The following is an 18,984-nucleotide window of genomic DNA, read 5'->3' as shown; positions in this document are numbered from 1 at the left end:
AGAGGAGCTGTGTCCGCATGCAATTTATACAGGAGATGATCTTACAGTACGGATATATCGCTTTATTCTTCAGCCTGGCGCTCGGCATTATAGGCTTGCCCATCCCCGACGAGCTGCTGATGACCTTTATCGGTTATTTGGCGTCGGTCGGTATGCTGAATTATTCGATCTCGGTCGCCGTCAGTCTCGCGGGAGCGATGACCGGCATGCTTTGCAGCTACACGCTTGGCCGCAAGTTCGGCAAGCCGCTGCTGTGGAAGCACGGCAAATGGATTAAGCTGACCCCGGAGCGACTGGAAAAAGTGGAAGCCTGGTTCCAGCGTTACGGGCCTTGGACGGTCAGCTTCGGCTATTTCATCCCCGGCATCCGTCACTTGACCTGCTACTTGTCCGGCGTCATCGGCATGGGCAAACGCAAATATTTGCTGTTCTCGGCTGTTGGCGCGTTCAGCTGGTGTGTACTTTTTATCTCCATCGGCTATTTTATCGGGGCACAGATCGACTTCTCGCATTTCCATGCATCGCTGATGCACCGGTTTTTCTCGAAATAACAGCTCGGACAAGCTATGATGCGATTGCAAAGCGTTCATACGCAAGAAAGGGAAAAGGCTGCGCGCCTGACGGATCGTCGGGCGGCGGCTTTTTTGTTTTGCATGCGGTCAAAGCGAAGCTAGAGACGGTTCACCGCGTTGAAGGAGGACGAATGAACAGTTATGGGGAATCGTCAGCTCCGACTCTCCGGGGAACAGCGAGGCCATTTCCAGCCGACCTGACGTCGGCGTCCCATTGGGAGAACCAGGAGATCGAACGAGCCTTGCCTCCCCAGGCGTCTATTTTATAGTAGGGAAGCTTCGGGACGCTTGTTTCATCGCAGGCCCGGCGGGTAAGTAAGAAGCGTAAGGCCATTCAGGAGAGGAGGGTGTTCCATGCCATGGAACAAACGAGATTATCCGGTTTCCATGAAAAACCTGGAGCCTCGAGTGAGGGAAAAGGCCGTCGACATCGCCAATGCTCTGCTGGATGAAGGATACGAAGAAGGGCGGGCAATTGCGATTGCTACCGCTCAAGCGAAGGAATGGAACGAAGAGCATCCGAAGCATCCGCAGGAGAAACGCCCCACCAACCTCCACGTCGTTCCTCATGAGAACGGGTGGGCCGTTAAAGAGGAAGGCGGGAAGGTCCGTTATCAATCCGACACCAAGCCTGAGGCGGTGAAGCAGGCGAAGCAATGGGCCTCCGACACGAATACGAGCGCGATCGTGCACCGCAAAGACGGCACTGTGGAGACATCGCACAATTACTCTTAGCTTTTCGCTTAACAAATACAATTTAAAACCTCGAGAGGAGCGATCGAACATGAGCACAGGTCAAACGGAGAAGCAAACGATGCCGGCACAACATCAGGATCGGCAGCCGGGCATTGAAAGCCGCATGACCCCTAAGCCAAAATCGGTAGACCGAAACTATAAAGGGAGCGGAAAGCTGCATGGGAAGGTTGCGGTGATTACAGGCGGGGACAGCGGCATCGGGTGCGCAGCGGCGGTCTGCTTTGCGGCTGAAGGAGCGGATCTGGCCATCGTCTATTTGAACGAAACCGGGGATGCGGAGGAGACGAAACGTCTGATTGAAGCGGAAGGGCGGAAATGTCTGCTGATTCAGGGCGATATAGGGGACGAATCGTTTTGCCGGGAAGCCGTGAAGCGGACGGTCGGTACCTTCGGCAAGCTGGATATTCTCGTGAACAATGCGGGCGAGCAGCATCCGCAGCCCGACATCGAGGATATTTCGCAGGAGCAGCTGGAACAGACGTTCAGGACGAATCTGTTTTCGTTCTTTTATATGACGAAAGCGGCGATGCCGCATCTAAAGGAAGGATCGTCCATCATCAACACGGCCTCGATTACGGCGTACCGGGGCAATCCCCAGTTGATCGATTACTCGGCGACCAAAGGGGCGATCGTCTCCTTCACCCGTTCGCTTTCGATGAACGTGGCCGGCAAAGGCATCCGTGTGAACGGCGTCGCGCCGGGACCGATTTGGACGCCGCTAATCCCTTCGACATTCGATGAGCAGAAGGTGGCGGAATTCGGCGGCGACACACCGATGAAACGGCCCGGGCAGCCTGAAGAGCTGGGGCCGGCCTATGTGTTCCTTGCGTCGGACGATTCTTCCTATATGTCCGGCCAATTTCTGCATATCAACGGCGGCGAGATTGTCAACGGATAAAAGCGCCGCCTGCAGCGGACGGTTTGTACGAACTGCCATGCGACGCAGCTGAACTTTGCAGAACATTTAATCCTTTGGCACTGAAAATCAATTTATCCTCGGCTACAGTGTGCACCAGCGACCTACCGATAAAACCTGATCATTTCATCTGAAAAAAGTCAAGTCGCAGCCAGGTAAGCTGCCGGGCACCGTTATCGCCGACGCTGGATACGGTGTCGAAATCAAGGAGCTAAGCACAGACAAGCCGCTTAGCTCCTTGATTCATTCAACGATTCACCTTTTTTACCATGTAAGACTGTCCTGCAGATTTCTAAAATAGTTACTTTTGGGACAGCCTCTTGCCGTTCTTTATCGTTTACGCAGCGTCCGGCCGAAGACGGCCAGAATCGGCAGCAGCAGCACTGCGGCGGTCACAAGGGATGCCCGAAGCGACAGGCGGCTGCCGATCCATCCGACGAACGGACCGCCTCCCGTCTGGCCTAACGCGTCCGATTGGTTGATCATCGAAAGCACGGTCGCCCGGACTTTGCCTTCGATGTTCAGATTAAGCCACGTGTCGTAGATCGGCCCGCTGAGCGCACCAATGATACCAAGCGCAAGTACGGAGCCAAGCGCCCAAGCAAAGCCGGGAGCAAAAGCAAACGACAAGATGGCGGCAACCCGCAAGCCGGTCAAAACGAACATCGCCACGACGACCACCCGTTCGCTGCTCATATCCAGCCGCTTCTCGGCCAGCCGTACGACGATCAAACTGAGGAACGTCGTGAGGACGGAGATCAAGCCGAACCACATCGCCATCGAGAACGGCTGCTCTGCCGGAAAGCCGATCTCCTTGATCAGATGCGCTTCCCAGAGCCGGTCGTAGCCTTCCGACGCCGCGCCACTGAACAGCGTGACAACGAGAATCATCAGCAGTACCGGCTGGCCGCGTATTACCCGTGCTCCGGACAGCCACGTCGACTTCATCTCCTGCCAATAAGAGAACTTGTCCAGCCGCTCCGGACGGACGAATTGGGTTTCCTTCATGAAAAGGAACAAAAACGCCCCAAGGATGAGAAACATCAGACCGCTGATAACGTACGGCAGATTAGGCGCAAGCGTGGACAACCCGACGCTGAGTGCAATGCCGATCAACGTGGCAATCAGCGATAATCGCTTGCCTTCCAGGAAAAGGCGCCCCACATGCTGCTCGCCGACTTCGTCAACGATCCAAGCCGTGTCGGCCCCAGTGATCAGCGTCTCGCCGACCCCGCGGATACATTCCGCAATCAGAATCCACACGAACAGCGAAAGCAAAGGGCTGATGCCTCCAAGCCACGGCGCGCTGCCTTCCAGCACATATGCGCCCCCGATCACCAGCATCCCGGCAATAATCGACAGCCGCCGGCCATACGTATCGGCGACCGCCCCCGTAATTCCTTCGAAAATCAATACCGTCACTTCCAAAACCGTACCAACGAGCAGCAGCTCAAACGGATTTAACCCGAGTTGACTTATGTAATAGACCGCATAGGTCGTAAAGGCCGTCGCATTGGCGAGCGACGTCATAAAGACTTTAGTCTTATATACTTGTGACGCGCGAAATTTCATGTAGTCAGATCCGCCTTTCCGGCAGACGGCACGTCACACAGGGCAATACGGTTTTCTTCGCTACCGCCTCTTGCACACCGATGGACGGGTCATGCCGTTTGTTGTTTTAACTTTCCTGTAATCCTTAGGTTTTAGGTTGAGTGAATAGGTCAAGCTTTTTTGCATAATGAAACACCTCCGATTGGTATACCCACCATTATATACAGCTTACAAAATATAGAAAAGAGTAAAATTAATAAGTAACGAATCTCCCCTCCATTTTTCTCTTGAATTGTTGGATGAACTATTTTACAATATTTATATGAAAAAATGATCATATATTATATTTTTATTTAACTACAATGTTGCTTAAGGAGCTCGATGGGTATGAATCAGGTTGACGTGCTGGTGATCGGAGCCGGACAAGCCGGTCTTGCGATGGGATATTATTTGAAACAACAGGCGGTGTCGTTTGTCTTGCTGGATGCAAGCGACCGCATCGGAAACAGCTGGAGGAACCGGTATGACTCCTTGGTGCTGTTCACGCCTCGAAAATATGCGCTGCCGGGCATGCCTATGCCTGGCGATCCGAACGGATTGCCGGCCAAGGACGAAGTAGCAGACTATCTTGAAGCTTACGCGGATCGTTATTCCCTGCCGGTTCAACTGCAGACACAGGTCATTTCGATGGCCAAGACGAGTCAGTGCTTCCTCCTTGAAACGAATCGGGGCACCTATCGGGCGGGCAAAGTCATTGTGGCGACCGGTCCGTTCCACACGCCTTTCGTCCCCGGCTTTGCCTCCGGGATTCCGGACGAAATCTATCAAACGCACAGCAGCACATACCGGAATCCCCGCGAGCTGCGTGACGGACCTGTGCTTGTCGTCGGCGCCGGCAATTCGGGCGCGCAGATCGCCGCAGAGCTGTCACGGGAGCGACTGGTTTATTTGTCCGCCGGAAGTGAGCTGCATTTTAAACCGATGCATGTACTGGGCAAAAGTATTTTTTGGTATTTCGACCTGTTCGGATTTATCCAGGCGGATAAAGGCTCCCTTCTCGGTTCGTGGCTGAAGAGGCAGCCCGAGCAAATTTACGGACTTGAACTGAAATCGCTTATGGCGGATCAAAAAGTGCTGCTTAAGCCGAGAGCGATTGGGACGAAGCAAAACCGCATTGTTTTCGAAAACAGTACCGAGGCGGAAGTCGGCAATATCGTATGGGCGACCGGCTACCGCAGCGACTACCGGTGGATACGGATCGACGGAGCCATCGATTCACAGGGGAGCCCTGTCCACCAAGGCGGAGTCAGCCCGGTATCCGGTCTTTTTTATCTCGGCCTGCCATGGCAGTCTTCCCGGGGCTCGGCGCTGCTCGGCTGGGTAGGCCGCGATGCGGCGAGATTGGCGGAAAAGATCCGCTTTTCGTAGATTTACTGTCCGGTTTTGTTATACAATAAAGTAAATAAATGTGACGGAGGTGCGTCTATGAGCGATAGGTCATTCGCTTTGAAATCAGTTACCCCGATTCTTCGAATATTCGACGAAACCAAGGCAAGAGCGTTTTACCTGGACTATCTCGGCTTCCAGACCGATTGGGAGCACCGTTTCGAAGAAAACCTGCCCTTATACATGCAAATTTCGCTTGGAGCGTGTACTCTCCACTTAAGCGAGCATCATGGGGATTGCTGCCCGGGGGCTGCGGTCCGCATCGAAGCCGAGAATCTCGAAGCGTTCCATGCGGAGCTTGGAGCTAAAGACTACAAGTACGCCCGGCCCGGCATTGAAACCACCTCTTGGGATACCCGGGAGCTTACCGTAAAGGACCCATTCGGGAACCGCCTCGTTTTTTTCGAAGAGGCATAACGAACCTCAAAAGGCACATCACATCAGGAGGAATAACAGAACGATGCCTGATATGTTAGTGAAGCTGTACGAGCTTCCGGACGACGCCCCGCTCCGGGCCAAACTGGAGGACGCAGGCTTTACGATCCGCAGGGCGCTCGTGCCGGAGAAGCATCTGATCCGAAGCTGGGTGAAAGAAAAATTCAATCCCCATTGGGAGAGCGAATGCGACGTCGCGATTAGCGGACATCCGACCTCCTGCTTTATCGCTACTTTAGAGGACAAGCTGGTCGGATTCGCGTGTTACGACGCGACCTGCAAAGGCTTCTTCGGCCCGACCGGCGTAGACGACGTATGCCGCGGCAAAGGCGTCGGCACCGGTCTGCTGCTGGCCTGCTTGCACGACATGCGAGCCCAAGGGTACGGCTATGCCGTGATCGGCGGCGCGGGTCCAGTCGCTTTTTACGAAAAGACGGTCGGCGCGATCGAAATTCCGGATTCCAAGCCGGGGATCTACAAAGGAATGCTCCGCTCATAGCCTCGTCTATTGACCTGAGACCGAATACAAGCTACACTAGAAAGTACAAGCAGGGGAATTTCCAGCGGGCTGCCGCATGGAAAGGCTTCTGCTTTTCTATTTTCCCACCCATTCTAACAAACCGGGAGGAACCCGTGAATCATCGTTCGCTACGCACTCATCTGACATTGGCCTTTGCGGTTATGGCGATTGTGCCGGTGCTGATCCTGGGCACCATTCAAGTGCAGCAAATCAACAAGCTGACGCAGGAATATAACAAGACGCAAGATCATGCCACGAAGCGTCTCGCCGACGCCGTCGAGACGTATGTTTATTATTATCGCAACGCTGTAGATACGCTCGCCACAACGATCAGCGCGTCCGGTCCCGGGTTTCGCGACCGAGCCGGCTTGACACGCAAAATCCAGTCGGTCAAAAACAACCTGCCCGGCTTCTCTCAGCTTTATGTGACGGATAAGAGCGGCGCGATCAAAGCTCTCTCGCCGGATGCGGAAAGCGGCAATACGCATGCGCTGCCGGTCGGCACCGATTTAAGCTCTCGGGAGTATTGGAGCAAAGTGAAGCTGACGCTGCAGCCCGCAATTTCCGAACCGATGCATGGCGCCGAGGGTGGATCTGCGCCGTTCGTCGCCATCGCCGCTCCGCTTTACAGCGAAAGCCGGGCTTTTGAAGGCGTTGTGATCGGAATACTCGACATGAGCCAAATCGCAAGGCTCGTCACCCAATACGATTACGGGCCGGGCGCTTATCCCGCCGTGCTCGGTCCGGCCGGCAAGGTCATCTATCACCCCCGGAGCGAGCTGGTGCAATCCATCGCGGATTTGTCCGGCGAACCGGCAGTCCAAGCGGCGGCTTCTCTCAAGGAAGGGATGGACAAATTCGTCTCCGGCGCCAACGGACAGAAAGAGCTCGTTTCCTTCAAAACAATCGACAGTCTGGGCTGGACGGTGTGGGTCGGCCGCTCTTACGCTGCGGTGCAGGAAGCTTTCTTCGCCTCGCTTAAATCGACGTTTCTGCTGCTCTTGCTTACGCTAGGCCTGACCGTGCTTCTGGGCTCCTATCTGGCGAAGAGGCTGAACCGGACAATCCATGCGCTGGTGCGCTACACGCAGTCACTCGCGGCTGACCGCTATACCGTGCCAAGCGAGCCGCTGTCTTCGCCGGGCGCGCCGTACGAGATGCATTATTTGGCAAGCCAATTTGCGCAGATGGCCGAGCAGATACATGACAATCGGCAGGCTTTGCTTGAGCTGAACAGCGAGCTGGAGCAGCGGGTCGAGGAGCGGACGCTCAGCCTGCAGCAGCAGCATGCCACGCTCGCCGCCGTCCTGGAGAGCTACTCCGACGGCATCGTCCTTATCGACGTGAACCAGCAGGTCGTGCTTGCCAACCGCCGGATGTCCGAGCTGTTCAGGTTTGACGGCAAGGAGCTCCTAAGCTTGACGGAGGAGGAACTACTGAGTCGAATCGCCCGCAAAATGCCGCAGCCGGACGAGGACTTCGCCCGAACAGGCCGCAAGCCGAATCCGACCGGTAAATTTACGCTGCTCCGCTCCCCCGGCGACGAACGGGTCGTCCAGTTGGCCTCGTTCCAAGTGACGGACGGCGGCAAGGAATTCGGGCGCGGCTACGTCTTCCGGGACATGACGAAGGAGCATGAGATCGACTCGCTGAAGAACGACTTGATCTCACTCGCCTCGCATGAGTTCAAGACGCCGATTACGAGCATCAAAGGAAGCGTCGAGACGCTGCTGCGCAAGCATGCCGGATGGGACGAGGAGTTCAAGCAGGAGCTGCTGGAAGGCATTCACGAGGATATCGGCCGGATTCAGGAGCTGATCGACGAATGGCTCGACATTTCCAAGATCGAAGCCGGAGCGCTGAGCATTCATCCTGCTCCTGTCCGGGTCCGCTCCGTCGTCGAAGGAGCTTGGCAGAGACTGCCCCACACCCTTTCGGCCGATGCGCAGCTTCATATTGACTTGGATGAGGAACTGCCGTTCCTCTATGCGGACAAACGGAGAATGGAGCAAATTTTTATCAATCTCTTCACCAACTCCATCCGCTACAACGAATCGAAGCCTCATATCCGGGTCACGGCGGAGCCGGACGGGCTGAATGTGCGGATTTTCGTCAAGGACAACGGCATTGGCATTCCCGAAGCGCATCTGCCCCATATTTTCGACCGGTTCTACCGGGTCGACGTTTCGTCCAGCCGACGTACCGGAGGAACGGGACTAGGGCTTGCGATCTGCAAAGGCATCATCGACGCACATGGCGGCTCGATCGAAGTGCACAGCACGGAAGGCGCGGGCACGACGATGATCGTCTCGGTGCCAAGCTATTACGGCCAAACGGAGGACGACAATGAAGAAGCATAAAATTATGATCGTAGACGACGAACCGAAAATTTTACGGTTTATCGCCGCCAATTTGAAATCGGCCGGCTATGAAACCGCCACGTGCGCAAGCGGCGCGGAAGCGCTGGAGGCGCTTGACCTGTTCGATCCCGATCTTATTCTGCTCGATGTCATGATGCCGGGAATGGACGGCTTCGAGGTATTGACCCGGCTCCGGACCTATACGGACGTGGCGGTCATTATCCTGACGGCGCGGAGCAACTCCAGCGACAAGGTGCAGGGGCTGAATCTGGGGGCCGATGATTATTTAACCAAGCCGTTCTCGCTGGACGAGCTGTTCGCCCGCGTCAGCGCCGTGCTGCGGCGCTTTGACCGCGGCAGCGGACAAATGCCTGCCGCCAAGGAGCTGCGCCTCGGCCCCGTCGTCGTCAATCTGGCCCAGCGCCGGGCGTGGCACGGCGACAGCGAAATCAAATTTACGGACACGGAATACAAGCTGCTTGTCCAATTGCTTCAGCACGAAGGCAAGGTGCTGACCCACGAGCAGCTGCTGACCGAAATTTGGGGCAGCGAATACCGCGACGATGTCGAATATTTGCGCGTCACCATCGCACGCATCCGGCAGAAGCTGAAAGCCGTCCTCCCGGAAGGTCAATGGATCGTAACCTACCCCGGCGTAGGCTATATGATCCAGAACGGCGGTTAAACGCCAAAAATCCATCGCCCTTTTCCAAGGACCGATGGATTTTTAGTTTGCGTTATTGCGCGTCCCTACCGCTCTTATTTCGCGGTGAGTGTAACGTTCGCTGCCGTTGCCCAGTTTCCGAGCGGCGCAACCGTATACGTCGTGCCCGGCGTCAGCTTGCTGCCGTTCTGCAGATCGAACGTCCCGACAGCTCCTTTGCGCGAGGTCAGCCTGTAAGTCGCATTCAGCTTGGTGCCGTCAGCGGCTGTCAGTACGATGCTGCGGAGAGCGAACAGCTCGTCTTTCGGGTCTGCCGACAAAGTCACGTTCAGCGAAGCGGCATCGGCTTGTTCGACGGTTTGAATTTGAAGCGGCGCGATTTCTTTCGCCGTAAACGTCGGATTGGCAACGGTCGACCAATCGGAGGTGACCGTATACTTAACGCCCGGCTTCAGCATCTGACCTTCCGGCAAGCGGAATTTCGGGGCCTGGCGCCCGTCCGTCGCTTGCGTGAACGGTACGTACGAAGCGACAATCGGCTCTCCATTCTCCGGTGTAATCGTAACTTGCTTGCCTCTCATGGACGAAATCAGCTGATACGTTTTGCCGTTGTACATGTTGTTATCGTCCAAGACAAACTCCAGGCCGCCGCGCTTTCCTTGGTAGGCTACGACCACGTTGCCGTAGTCGGTAACGCCGTCTTCCAGCTTCGATTCGATTTCGAACGTATCGGAAGCCACTTGCTGCGCGGAGCTCATCGAAATTTTGTTCGTCATCGCTTCGAAGGTGCCGATTTTTTTGCCTTTGTAGGAGAATGTGTAGGTCGTGCCTGCTTTTTGCGGGGAAACCGGCAAAATATAGGTCGATTTCGAGCCCGATTTCAGCTGCGGAATGTTAAGCGGCGTCAAGCCGTTGTCGAACGTAAAGTTCGCTTTGGCCTTCTCCACGTCGATCTCTTCCTTCGGCAGCGGCGCGGAGAACGTAATTTGCAGCGTGATCGGGTTCACGGCTTTCCACTCCGTCACTTGAATGGAAGCGACCTGGAGCGCAGCATGGATGACGATAGCGGCTTCGCCGCGGGTCATGGCGCTGCTTCCCGAATAAGCCGTGCCCAGCGCATTTTTCAACGTGGCCGCATCGGCTTTGGATGCCTTGGCCACAATCGCGATCAATTGATCCTGCGACAGCGAGCCGCTCGGCTTAAAGCTGCCGTTCTCCCCGGTCATGGCGCCTTGGCCAACAACAGCGTTCACGAATTCGTAGAACCAGTCGGATGTTTTGACATCGCTCCACGCGGCAGCTTGACCTGCAGCCTGAAGCTGGAACGCTCTAACCGCCATCGTCGCAAGCTCGGCTCTGGTGATCGCTTGGCTCGGACGGAAGTCATGCTGGCCGTAGCCTTGAACGACCTGGCTTTTTTCGAGCGCTTCCAGCGCCGTCTGGTAAGGGGCCGATGCGCTGACATCGGTGAATGAGGCCGCTGCCTGCACATTCAATACATGAATTGGAGCAAGCGAACCGAGCGTGACGGCAGTCGTCAATGCCATGGTCGTGATCATCTTTTTCGTTTTCATCAAAGTCATCTCGCTTTCAGGGAACGTATTTTTAAGCAGGGGTTTATGAAGTTGTTTCGTACAAGGCCTATCTTACCGCCCGAGCCGTTACAATCGAATAAAAAAAACGGCGGCCGCATTACAAAAACGTAAAAAAACCTGAGCTTACCTTCTCGCTCAGGCTAAAGTTCATCGTCAAAATGCCCGCTCCCTGCTTTACAAAGACACGTTTGCAAAAGCTGACGAGCTCTCGAAATATCAGTGACACGGCATGAGGTCAAGCTATGGTGAAATTGACTCCGTAGAAGGACAAGCCTGATTTTCTTGCCACATTCTGAGACGATAAGTTATCGCACAAAGTGCTGTATAACGGGATGCACTCCGTGTTCCGCACCGCCTTCGCCCAGCCGGCAACAACGTCCGCGGCATATCCCCTCCCGCGAAACTCCTCCAAAGTCTCCAGCCCTGCTTCGTGCGCCCGGGATGTGATGCGGACGCTGCGGCAGACCGAGACGGCCCTGCCTTCGCGTACGAGCGCTATGCAGGGTTGGGCATAATCGATTTCCGAGATCAGCCATTCGAAGCCGCCGCGCAACAATTCGGTCAAATTTTCACGAGTGACGCTGACTACATCCATTGTCGGCACGGTGGTATGAGGAATAAGATAGCAAGGTCCCATCGTGAAGCGTTCGCTTTGAAGGAGGTTCATATAGGCCTCGAAATGCTTCGGCTTCGTTTGAAAATCTCGTACGACCGGTTCGTCGGCGCACAATTCCTCCAGTTGTCGGGCAAGCGTCTCCGGGACATCATACCGAAACCGGCAAAGAGCCGAACCCTCGATCGTTCGCCCTAAGAAAAATCGGGGGGCGAGAGGCTCTCCGGGCCATGGCTCGTTTATCGTACGGATCCTCATGTTCCGATCATGCGTAAACATCGCTTCAACATGCATTTCCATCAATTCATGGGCGGTTGGTTTGATTTGTTCCCTATTGCTCACGCTTCCACTCTCCAATCCGTTACTACAACTAGTTACTCTTTTTTAAGAGTATCAAAAAGGATCCGAAATAACTTGAGAAAACATAATGATAATCAAATTATCCTCAGAGTGTTGAGAAAGTGGTCAAACGGGATTATAGAGGTAACGAAGGGGTGGGGTATCCACTTCCGTATGTTTCTCTATTTTTGCTTAGACCACTTTCTCAACAAGCTCATGATAATCGAATTATCCTGTTCGTACCTTTTTTGGAACCCTGCAAAAGGATACCGCCCTGAGCTAATCATAGAGGAACCACAATGCTCTATCCGGCCTCCCTCCAGCCGATTTGACAGCTTAAAGGAACCCAGATGAGCTATTATGCTGCGTAGAAAGCTTTTTCATATTTTTCGACACGGATAGCGAATCGCACTTCCTCTAGTTCACGCGGCGGTCACCGTGAAGTCATTTAGCGCATCCCTGTTCCTCTATCATAGATGCGGCCGTTTGCAACATTACGAGCATTAATCCTTCTCAACAAATAAAAAAGCAGAGGCGTAAAAACCCCCTGCTCTTTCCTTGTCTCAATTCCCGTCAAACTTACGATTCTTCAGATGTATCAATCGATTGGCAGGTGCCCGTTTCAAAATCCATCTTGCTTTATAATCATAGCGGCGGAACGCAGAAAATGATCTTCGGGAATGCGTCTGGGATTCCTGCGGCCTATATAGCTAACCCTGTTCATACCATTACAAGCTCATCCACAAGATGGGTTTCAAGCCGCGGGGCCTCGACCGCTGTGTTTGTCGTAATTTCGCGCCAATCGAAGCAGCTGCGGATTGTCCGTTCGTATTTTCCATTGTATAACTGCCGGTCGGCGTTCAAGATATCCTGCAGCACCTTACCATAATGCAGATCTTCTTTGGAGGTATTGCTCCAAGCGGTTGCCATTAGCTTACCGAACCGATCCCTTGCATCTAACAGCGCATCTTTGAATTCTTTTTCCTTGCCTTGATACAGTGCCGTGAATTGCTGCTGTACCTCCGGAACCTGTTCAAAATGAGCGGAATAAGCGCGATCCCCCAACTGCTGCGAGATGAGTCCGCGCTCGATCAAATTGATTTGGAACATTTCCACCAAAATATCGAACGCCCCGCCTGTAAACGGTTCGGACAAATCGTGTGCCTCCCGGCCTACCGTTGACATTTTTTTATTGTTGAATGCTATCCGGATGGATCGTCCATTTTTCAATTCGCCCATCCGAGACAATTCGTTTACCGAAAACAAGTTCCCCTTGGTGTTGTGCAACAGACGATCGAGAACCGAATCAAAATGTAACGTGGATACAATAGCCACAAGATCGCCAAAAGCTTCGTGATGTCCTCCGTATTCATCCGTAATTTGATTTTGCGGTACGCCGATGACGGAGAATTTGATCGTATGTCCCATCTCGTGCGCCAGAACGTCAAAATTTTCGCAGTAGGGATTATCGTAATCCAAACCATGTCGGTCAGGCCTAGCGGGAAAACCAAATTCGAGAAAACCTTCCAATCCGGAATGGGCATTCCCCCATTCGACCCGAGGAATTAACAGGAGCTTGGGTGGGTTAAACGGCCAAGGAATCGTCCTCCCGAAATAATCTTCCCAAATATCCATCACCCTCCGAACCGTCGCGTACATCGTGGCTGCCGAAAAAGCGCGATCTCCAGGACGGAGATGATCGAAATGACCTTGAGCATTGGGTTGAACCGGAGGGGAATGAGGCCCTTGATATCGGTACGCAAAATCAGGTGAACCGTTGAACCCGAACGGGATCTTATCCAAAGCATCGACGACATACATTCTTTCATCTTCAGGACCGGCTTGAACGGATCCGGGCGGAACATTGATGTATACCACTTCGGGCTGTTCGAATCCTGGCACCGTTTTGTTTTGCGGGTAAATGAGAAATCTGGTCCCTTGCTCTCTCGCGCGGGCATCCAATAACTGTGACATGCAGATCCTCCTTGGTTTGTATGATATAGTTCTGTAATATAATGTTTTTTTAACGACCCCTTTATACGTTAGATTGGAAAGGCAAAAAAGCCCTTGCTTATCACAAGGACTTTGCGATCAGATTAGGCTGTCATCGTCTACTCCCTGTACTCGAAGGGGCATCGGATGTACAGCCCTAGCATATTCAAAAGCGTTCTTCGCAACAACCTGCCGGTCGATTACGGCAGTCCGAGCGCTTTCCGTTCCTCGTCGGTAAACACGCGCGACCGGGTCAAAAATCGCACGCCCTCCGGGCCTTCGAGCGAAAACATGCCGCCTCTTCCCGGCACCACGTCAATGATTAGCTGTGTATATTTCCAATAGTCATACTGCGCATGACTCATATAGAACGGAGCGCCGCCGATCTCGCCGAGCCGGACATCCTGTTCCCCGAGCAGGAATTCCCCCTCCGGATAGCACATGGGAGAGCTGCCGTCGCAGCAGCCTCCCGATTGATGGAACATGACGGGGCCGTGTTTGTCCTGGAGCAGCCGGATTAAGGCCAGCGCTTCGTCCGTTGCGAGCACCTTCGAGACCGTATCCATCGCGTCTCCAGATCAGAAGAAGCCCAAGGCGTCCGTGCTGTAGCTGACCAGCAGGTTTTTCGTTTGCTGGTAATGCGACAGCATCATCTTATGCGTCTCGCGGCCGATCCCGGAGCCCTTGTACCCGCCGAACGCCGCATGCGCCGGATAGGCATGATAGCAGTTGGTCCAGACGCGCCCCGCTTGGATGTTTCTTCCGAACCGGTATGCCGTGTTGATATCCCGCGTCCATAGTCCGGCGCCGAGCCCGTACAGCGTATCGTTGGCGATAGCCAGCGCTTCCTCCTGATCCTTGAAGGTCGTGACGGAAACGACCGGACCGAAAATTTCCTCTTGGAAAATACGCATTTTGTTGTGGCCTTTAAATACCGTCGGCTGAACGTAGTAACCGCCGCTCAGGTCTCCTCCAAGCGCCGCCCGGTCTCCGCCGATCAGACATTCGGCCCCTTCCTGCTTCCCGATGCTCAGATACGACATGATCTTCTCGACCTGCTCGGAGGACGCCTGCGCGCCGATCATCGTTTCCGTGTCGAGCGGGTTGCCTTGCTTGATCGCCGCTACCCGCTGCAAAGCCCGCTCCATGAACTGGTCGTAGATCGACTCCTGAATGAGCGCTCGGGACGGGCAGGTGCACACTTCGCCTTGGTTCAGCGCGAACAGCACGAAGCCTTCGATTGCCTTGTTCAGGAAGGCGTCATCCTTGGCATACACGTCCTCGAAGAACAGATTGGGCGACTTCCCGCCGAGCTCCAGCGTGACGGGGATAATATTCTGCGAAGCATATTGCATGATCAGGCGTCCCGTCGTCGTTTCGCCAGTGAATGCGATCTTGGCGATGCGGCTGCTCGAAGCGAGCGGCTTGCCGGCTTCCAGACCGAAGCCGTTTACGATGTTCAGCACGCCTGGCGGCAGCAGGTCGGCAATCAGCTCCGCGAGCACGAGAATCGACGCCGGCGTCTGCTCCGCAGGCTTGAGCACGACGCAGTTGCCGGCCGCCAGCGCAGGCGCGATTTTCCACGTTGCCATCAGCAGCGGGAAGTTCCACGGAATGATCTGCCCGACGACGCCTAGCGGCTCATGGAAATGATAGGCAACCGTATCGTTGTCCACTTCCCCTAGCGTGCCCTCCTCTGTACGGATGCAACCGGCGAAATAGCGAAAATGGTCGATGGCCAGCGGCAGGTCGGCCGCGAGCGTTTCCCGGATCGGCTTGCCGTTGTCCCACGTCTCCGCGACGGCGAGCAGCTCCAAATTCGCTTCCATGCGGTCCGCGATTTTGTTCAAAATTTGCGCGCGGGCGGCTGCCGACGTGCGGCCCCAAGCGTCTTTGGCGGCATGGGCTGCATCCAGGGCCAGCTCGATGTCTTCCGCTGTAGAGCGGGGAACCTCGCAGAAGGCTTGACCCGTCACAGGCGTAATGTTGTCAAAATACTGCCCTTTCACCGGCGCGACCCATTGACCGCCGATAAAGTTTTCGTAGCGCTTCTTGAACGTTACCTTGGCTCCGGTTTGTCCTGGTTGTGCATAGATCATCGTTTCGTCCTCCCACGGTTGAATTGGATAGAGTAGGTAATTGGTATGTCTTGATACAGATGTATGCTGCGGATTCGAATGTATGCCTTGTACCGTTAATCGAGCGTCAGAACGACACGTCCGTTGATCTGGCCTTTTTGCAGCCGGTCGAACACTTCATTGATCCGGTCCAGCGACTGCGTCTCGATATTCGTCTTCACCTTACCTCGGGCGGCAAAATCCAACGCTTCCTGCAAATCTTTTCGCGAGCCGACAATCGAGCCCTTGACCGTGACGCCGTTCAACACGGTGTCGAAAATCGGGATCGGCAAATCCGCATTCGGCAGTCCGACGACGACCAGCGTACCGCCCCGGCGAACGGAACGGTAAGCCTGCTCGAACGCTTTCGGCGTCACGGCGACGCTGATCGCGGCATGCGCTCCTCCGATTTCCCGCTCTATCGCTTCCGTAGGGTCTTCCTTCAGCCCGTTGACCGTCAAATCGGCCCCTAAAGCCATGGCAAGCTCCAGCTTATCGTCATGAATGTCGACGGCGACGACATGGTAACCCATCGCTTTAGCATACTGGAGCGCAACATGGCCGAGTCCGCCGATACCGTAAATGGCAATCCACTCGCCGGGCTTCGCCCCCGTCACCTTAAGCGCCTTATACGTCGTCACGCCTGCGCAGAAAATTGGGGCCGCGTCCACGTAGCTCAAGCTATCCGGAATTTTTGCCACATAGGCGGCCGGCGCTTTGCAGTACTCGGCATACCCGCCGTCCACCGAATAGCCTGCGTTGAGCTGGTTTTTGCAGAGCGTCTCCCACCCCGTCAAGCAATAATCGCACTCGCCGCACGCGGAATAGAGCCAAGGAATCCCGACGCGGTCCCCGACCTTAAGCGAAGTCACGCCTTCGCCCAGCGCGACGATTTCGCCAACGCCTTCATGCCCGGGAATAAGCGGCAGCTTCGGTTTGACCGGCCAATCCCCGTGAGCGGCATGCAGGTCGGTATGGCAAACCCCGCACGCTTTAATCTTGACGAGCACTTCGCCGTGGCCAATCTCCGGCACGGGTACGTCTTTAATCTCCAATTGCTGGTGAAACTCATTTACAACGGCCGCTTTCATCTTGATGAATTCCTCCCCTTGAGATATGTTTTTTGACTTCGCTATAAATAAAGCAAAAAGCGTGCCAATACGAGTGAGCCGCGTCACACAAGGAAGTTTTGTAAGCGTTTTATTAAAAGTTGTTTCATTCCGGAACACTTCCTCCGTTCTTTCCGGTTCAAAATGGAACAATTACTGTGAACAATTGGTGAACCTTTGCAGGTTGTGATATTCTATACTTATATTGATGTTTCCGGAGGTGTCTTTCTTGTCATCCTTGGACATTCAGACTTATTCGGAGGTTGTAGCCAGCTCATGGAAGCGCTGCCAGCGGTACGGATTGAAGCCGACCGACCCGTTTGATGACCGTCTGCTGACCGGAAAGCTCTTTCAGGAGCGATTGAAAGAAAACGAAACACTCGTTCGTCATGCCTCGCAAATTTTCGACACGATCAAACCTTTTATTCAGCAATCCGGCCAAACGGCCCTGCTCATCGATGCCCAAGGCTGCATTCTGTACGCTGCCGGGGACCCCGGCTTTTCGAAACGGGCGGAAGCTGTTCAGCTTCAGGTCGGGGCCGTATGGGACGAGAAACGCAAAGGCACCAATGCGATCGGCGTCGCCATCACCGAAAAAATTCCCGTCCGCGTCCATGCGGCGGAGCATTTTTGCCGGGCCAACGCTTTTCTTACCTGTGCTTCTTCCCCGATTTTCAGTCCGACAGGCGAGCTGATCGGCGTCATCAATTTCAGCGGCAAACGGGAAACCTACCACCAATACAGTCTGACCCTTGCCGTCATGGTCGCGGAATCGCTGCAAAACCGGCTGCTGCTGGAGGAAGCGAAGCAGGATCAGCTCGTTACGCTTCAAGAGCTTGAATTCACTGCGAACCATAACCCGCTCCCGCTGCTGTCGCTCGACAGGGACAACCGGATCATTCGGGCGAACCAGGCGGCGCTGCGTGCCGTAGGCAAAGATGCGATCGGCAAGCCGTTCAACGGCATCGAAGGCTTCTCCGTCAAAACCATCCAAGACAGCAGCCGCACCGTCTGGCGCTCCGTCGCTGTCCGCAAGCCGCAAGAAGGCCGTCACGGCCTCTACAGCTTCTCTGACATTGCCGGGACGTGCTCCAATTTTGTGGAAAAGAAGGAACTGGCCTCCAAAGCGGCACTCACCGATATTCCCGTCCTCCTGCTCGGCGAAAGCGGTACGGGCAAAGAACTGTTCGCCCAATCGATCCACTCGGCAAGTCTGCGGGCAGACCGCCCTTTCATCGCCGTGAACTGCGGCGCGATTCCGGATAGTCTGGTCGAAAGCGAATGGTTCGGCTACGAGCGCGGAGCGTTCACGGGAGCAAACCGGGAAGGCAGTACGGGTAAATTCGAGGCGGCGCATACGGGAACGATTTTTTTGGACGAAATCGGAGACATGTCACTGCGCGCACAGGCCGCGCTGCTGCGCGTGCTGCAGGAGCGTACCGTCACGCCTGTCGGCAGCACCAAATCGAGACGTATCGATGTGCGGATCGTTGCGGCCACGCACAAGCATTTGCCGCTGGAAATCAAGGAAGGACGCTTCCGCGCGGACTTGTACTACCGGCTGAAGGGCATCCAGATCACGCTGCCTTCCTTGCGGGAACGCTCCGATCTGCTGACGCTCGTCGAGCATTGGCTGCAGAAGAACGGCTGCCCTTACCGCCAGCTGCCGGAAGAAACGAAGCGCAAGCTGCTGCGCTATAGCTGGCCCGGCAATATCCGCGAGCTGCACGGCGTACTGTTGCAAGCTTCGTTCCTCGCAGGAGAAGGGCCGATCCGTCCCGAGCATCTGCATTTTGACGAGCTCGACCAAACGGACACCTATGAATACCGGAATGACGGCCCGTCCGTGCCGACATTAAAGGATGCGGAAATCGGGGCGATCCAGCGGGCGCTGCAGTCGACCGGCTGGAACCTGAGCAAATCCGCTGCCCTCCTCGACATCGGCCGGACGACGCTGTACCGGAAGATCGAGCAGTACGGCATCGAGCCATAACAGTCT

At 54.9% G+C, this 18,984-nt stretch carries 16 protein-coding genes; 9 read left to right on the top strand and 7 right to left on the bottom strand.

Annotation, left to right across the window (positions count from 1 at the left end):
* The first annotated feature begins 17 nt into the window (after positions 1-17).
* From KQX66_RS14755 to KQX66_RS14745, 3 genes are all read left to right on the top strand, one after another.
* On the top strand, positions 18-551 hold the full coding sequence (locus KQX66_RS14755) for a DedA family protein (RefSeq protein WP_216793606.1): 534 nt from the start codon (positions 18-20) through the stop codon (positions 549-551).
* 375 nt (positions 552-926) lie between these two features.
* A complete protein-coding gene (locus KQX66_RS14750) occupies positions 927-1,307 on the top strand; it encodes a DUF2188 domain-containing protein (protein WP_216793605.1) in 381 nt (126 codons plus the stop codon).
* 49 nt (positions 1,308-1,356) lie between these two features.
* Complete coding sequence (locus KQX66_RS14745) at positions 1,357-2,226, top strand: SDR family oxidoreductase (protein ID WP_216793604.1); 870 nt, start codon at positions 1,357-1,359, stop codon at positions 2,224-2,226.
* Positions 2,227-2,574: 348 nt separating this feature from the next.
* On the opposite strand, the gene KQX66_RS14740 is transcribed toward KQX66_RS14745, so the two are convergent.
* Positions 2,575-3,816, bottom strand: a complete 1,242-nt coding sequence (locus KQX66_RS14740; protein WP_216793603.1) for an MFS transporter — start codon at positions 3,814-3,816, stop codon at positions 2,575-2,577.
* Between the two features lie 366 nt (positions 3,817-4,182).
* Here KQX66_RS14740 and KQX66_RS14735 point away from each other — a divergent pair, with 366 nt between their 5' ends.
* The 5 genes from KQX66_RS14735 (at position 4,183) to KQX66_RS14715 (ending at position 9,241) form a co-directional block, all read left to right on the top strand.
* Entirely contained in the window at positions 4,183-5,223 is a 1,041-nt protein-coding gene (locus KQX66_RS14735) for a flavin-containing monooxygenase (RefSeq protein ID WP_216793602.1), read from the top strand.
* A gap of 57 nt (positions 5,224-5,280) precedes the next feature.
* Positions 5,281-5,658: a glyoxalase superfamily protein gene (locus KQX66_RS14730; protein ID WP_216793601.1), complete on the top strand. Its 378-nt coding sequence runs from the start codon at positions 5,281-5,283 to the stop codon at positions 5,656-5,658.
* A 43-nt stretch (positions 5,659-5,701) separates the two neighbouring features.
* Entirely contained in the window at positions 5,702-6,175 is a 474-nt protein-coding gene (locus KQX66_RS14725) for a GNAT family N-acetyltransferase (RefSeq protein ID WP_216793600.1), read from the top strand.
* A 134-nt stretch (positions 6,176-6,309) separates the two neighbouring features.
* A complete protein-coding gene (locus KQX66_RS14720; protein WP_216793599.1) occupies positions 6,310-8,556 on the top strand; it encodes a sensor histidine kinase in 2,247 nt (748 codons plus the stop codon).
* Positions 8,543-9,241: a response regulator transcription factor gene (locus tag KQX66_RS14715; RefSeq protein ID WP_216793598.1), complete on the top strand. Its 699-nt coding sequence runs from the start codon at positions 8,543-8,545 to the stop codon at positions 9,239-9,241. Before KQX66_RS14720 ends, KQX66_RS14715 begins: the two co-directional genes overlap by 14 nt.
* Positions 9,242-9,315: 74 nt before the next feature.
* On the opposite strand, the gene KQX66_RS14710 is transcribed toward KQX66_RS14715, so the two are convergent.
* The 6 genes from KQX66_RS14710 to adhP all read right to left on the bottom strand — a co-directional run bounded on the left by KQX66_RS14710 (position 9,316) and on the right by adhP (position 16,967).
* Positions 9,316-10,794: an S-layer homology domain-containing protein gene (locus tag KQX66_RS14710; protein WP_216793597.1), complete on the bottom strand. Its 1,479-nt coding sequence runs from the start codon at positions 10,792-10,794 to the stop codon at positions 9,316-9,318.
* A gap of 256 nt (positions 10,795-11,050) precedes the next feature.
* Complete coding sequence (gene aac(2')-IIb / locus KQX66_RS14705; RefSeq protein WP_308647239.1) at positions 11,051-11,770, bottom strand: kasugamycin N-acetyltransferase AAC(2')-IIb; 720 nt, start codon at positions 11,768-11,770, stop codon at positions 11,051-11,053.
* Positions 11,771-12,487: 717 nt separating this feature from the next.
* Positions 12,488-13,741, bottom strand: a complete 1,254-nt coding sequence (locus KQX66_RS14700; RefSeq protein WP_216793596.1) for a gluzincin family metallopeptidase — start codon at positions 13,739-13,741, stop codon at positions 12,488-12,490.
* A gap of 218 nt (positions 13,742-13,959) precedes the next feature.
* On the bottom strand, positions 13,960-14,325 hold the full coding sequence (locus tag KQX66_RS14695; RefSeq protein ID WP_216793595.1) for a DUF779 domain-containing protein: 366 nt from the start codon (positions 14,323-14,325) through the stop codon (positions 13,960-13,962).
* Positions 14,326-14,337: 12 nt separating this feature from the next.
* Entirely contained in the window at positions 14,338-15,858 is a 1,521-nt protein-coding gene (gene adh / locus KQX66_RS14690) for an aldehyde dehydrogenase (RefSeq protein ID WP_216793594.1), read from the bottom strand.
* Positions 15,859-15,953: 95 nt separating this feature from the next.
* Positions 15,954-16,967, bottom strand: a complete 1,014-nt coding sequence (adhP, locus tag KQX66_RS14685; RefSeq protein ID WP_216793593.1) for an alcohol dehydrogenase AdhP — start codon at positions 16,965-16,967, stop codon at positions 15,954-15,956.
* 247 nt (positions 16,968-17,214) lie between these two features.
* Here adhP and KQX66_RS14680 point away from each other — a divergent pair, with 247 nt between their 5' ends.
* A complete protein-coding gene (locus tag KQX66_RS14680; protein ID WP_306665877.1) occupies positions 17,215-18,978 on the top strand; it encodes a sigma-54-dependent Fis family transcriptional regulator in 1,764 nt (587 codons plus the stop codon).
* Positions 18,979-18,984 lie beyond the last annotated feature (6 nt).

It is taken from the genome of Paenibacillus oleatilyticus, assembly GCF_018998565.1.
Taxonomy (GTDB): Bacteria; Bacillota; Bacilli; order Paenibacillales; family NBRC-103111; genus Paenibacillus_G; species Paenibacillus_G oleatilyticus.
The sequence above is the reverse complement of the archived record's forward strand: the minus strand, read 5'-3'. Positions and strand labels throughout refer to the sequence as shown.

What these genes read in the sequence shown, in the direction of transcription:
- KQX66_RS14755 (WP_216793606.1), top strand. Translation starts at nt 18, where the DNA reads ATGCAATTTATACAGGAGATGATCTTACAGTACGGATATATCGCTTTA.
- KQX66_RS14750 (WP_216793605.1), top strand. Translation starts at nt 927, where the DNA reads ATGCCATGGAACAAACGAGATTATCCGGTTTCCATGAAAAACCTGGAG.
- KQX66_RS14745 (WP_216793604.1), top strand. Translation starts at nt 1,357, where the DNA reads ATGAGCACAGGTCAAACGGAGAAGCAAACGATGCCGGCACAACATCAG.
- KQX66_RS14740 (WP_216793603.1), bottom strand. Translation starts at nt 3,816, where the DNA reads ATGAAATTTCGCGCGTCACAAGTATATAAGACTAAAGTCTTTATGACG.
- KQX66_RS14735 (WP_216793602.1), top strand. Translation starts at nt 4,183, where the DNA reads ATGAATCAGGTTGACGTGCTGGTGATCGGAGCCGGACAAGCCGGTCTT.
- KQX66_RS14730 (WP_216793601.1), top strand. Translation starts at nt 5,281, where the DNA reads ATGAGCGATAGGTCATTCGCTTTGAAATCAGTTACCCCGATTCTTCGA.
- KQX66_RS14725 (WP_216793600.1), top strand. Translation starts at nt 5,702, where the DNA reads ATGCCTGATATGTTAGTGAAGCTGTACGAGCTTCCGGACGACGCCCCG.
- KQX66_RS14715 (WP_216793598.1), top strand. Translation starts at nt 8,543, where the DNA reads ATGAAGAAGCATAAAATTATGATCGTAGACGACGAACCGAAAATTTTA.
- KQX66_RS14710 (WP_216793597.1), bottom strand. Translation starts at nt 10,794, where the DNA reads ATGAAAACGAAAAAGATGATCACGACCATGGCATTGACGACTGCCGTC.
- KQX66_RS14700 (WP_216793596.1), bottom strand. Translation starts at nt 13,741, where the DNA reads ATGTCACAGTTATTGGATGCCCGCGCGAGAGAGCAAGGGACCAGATTT.
- KQX66_RS14695 (WP_216793595.1), bottom strand. Translation starts at nt 14,325, where the DNA reads ATGGATACGGTCTCGAAGGTGCTCGCAACGGACGAAGCGCTGGCCTTA.
- adh (WP_216793594.1), bottom strand. Translation starts at nt 15,858, where the DNA reads ATGATCTATGCACAACCAGGACAAACCGGAGCCAAGGTAACGTTCAAG.
- adhP (WP_216793593.1), bottom strand. Translation starts at nt 16,967, where the DNA reads ATGAAAGCGGCCGTTGTAAATGAGTTTCACCAGCAATTGGAGATTAAA.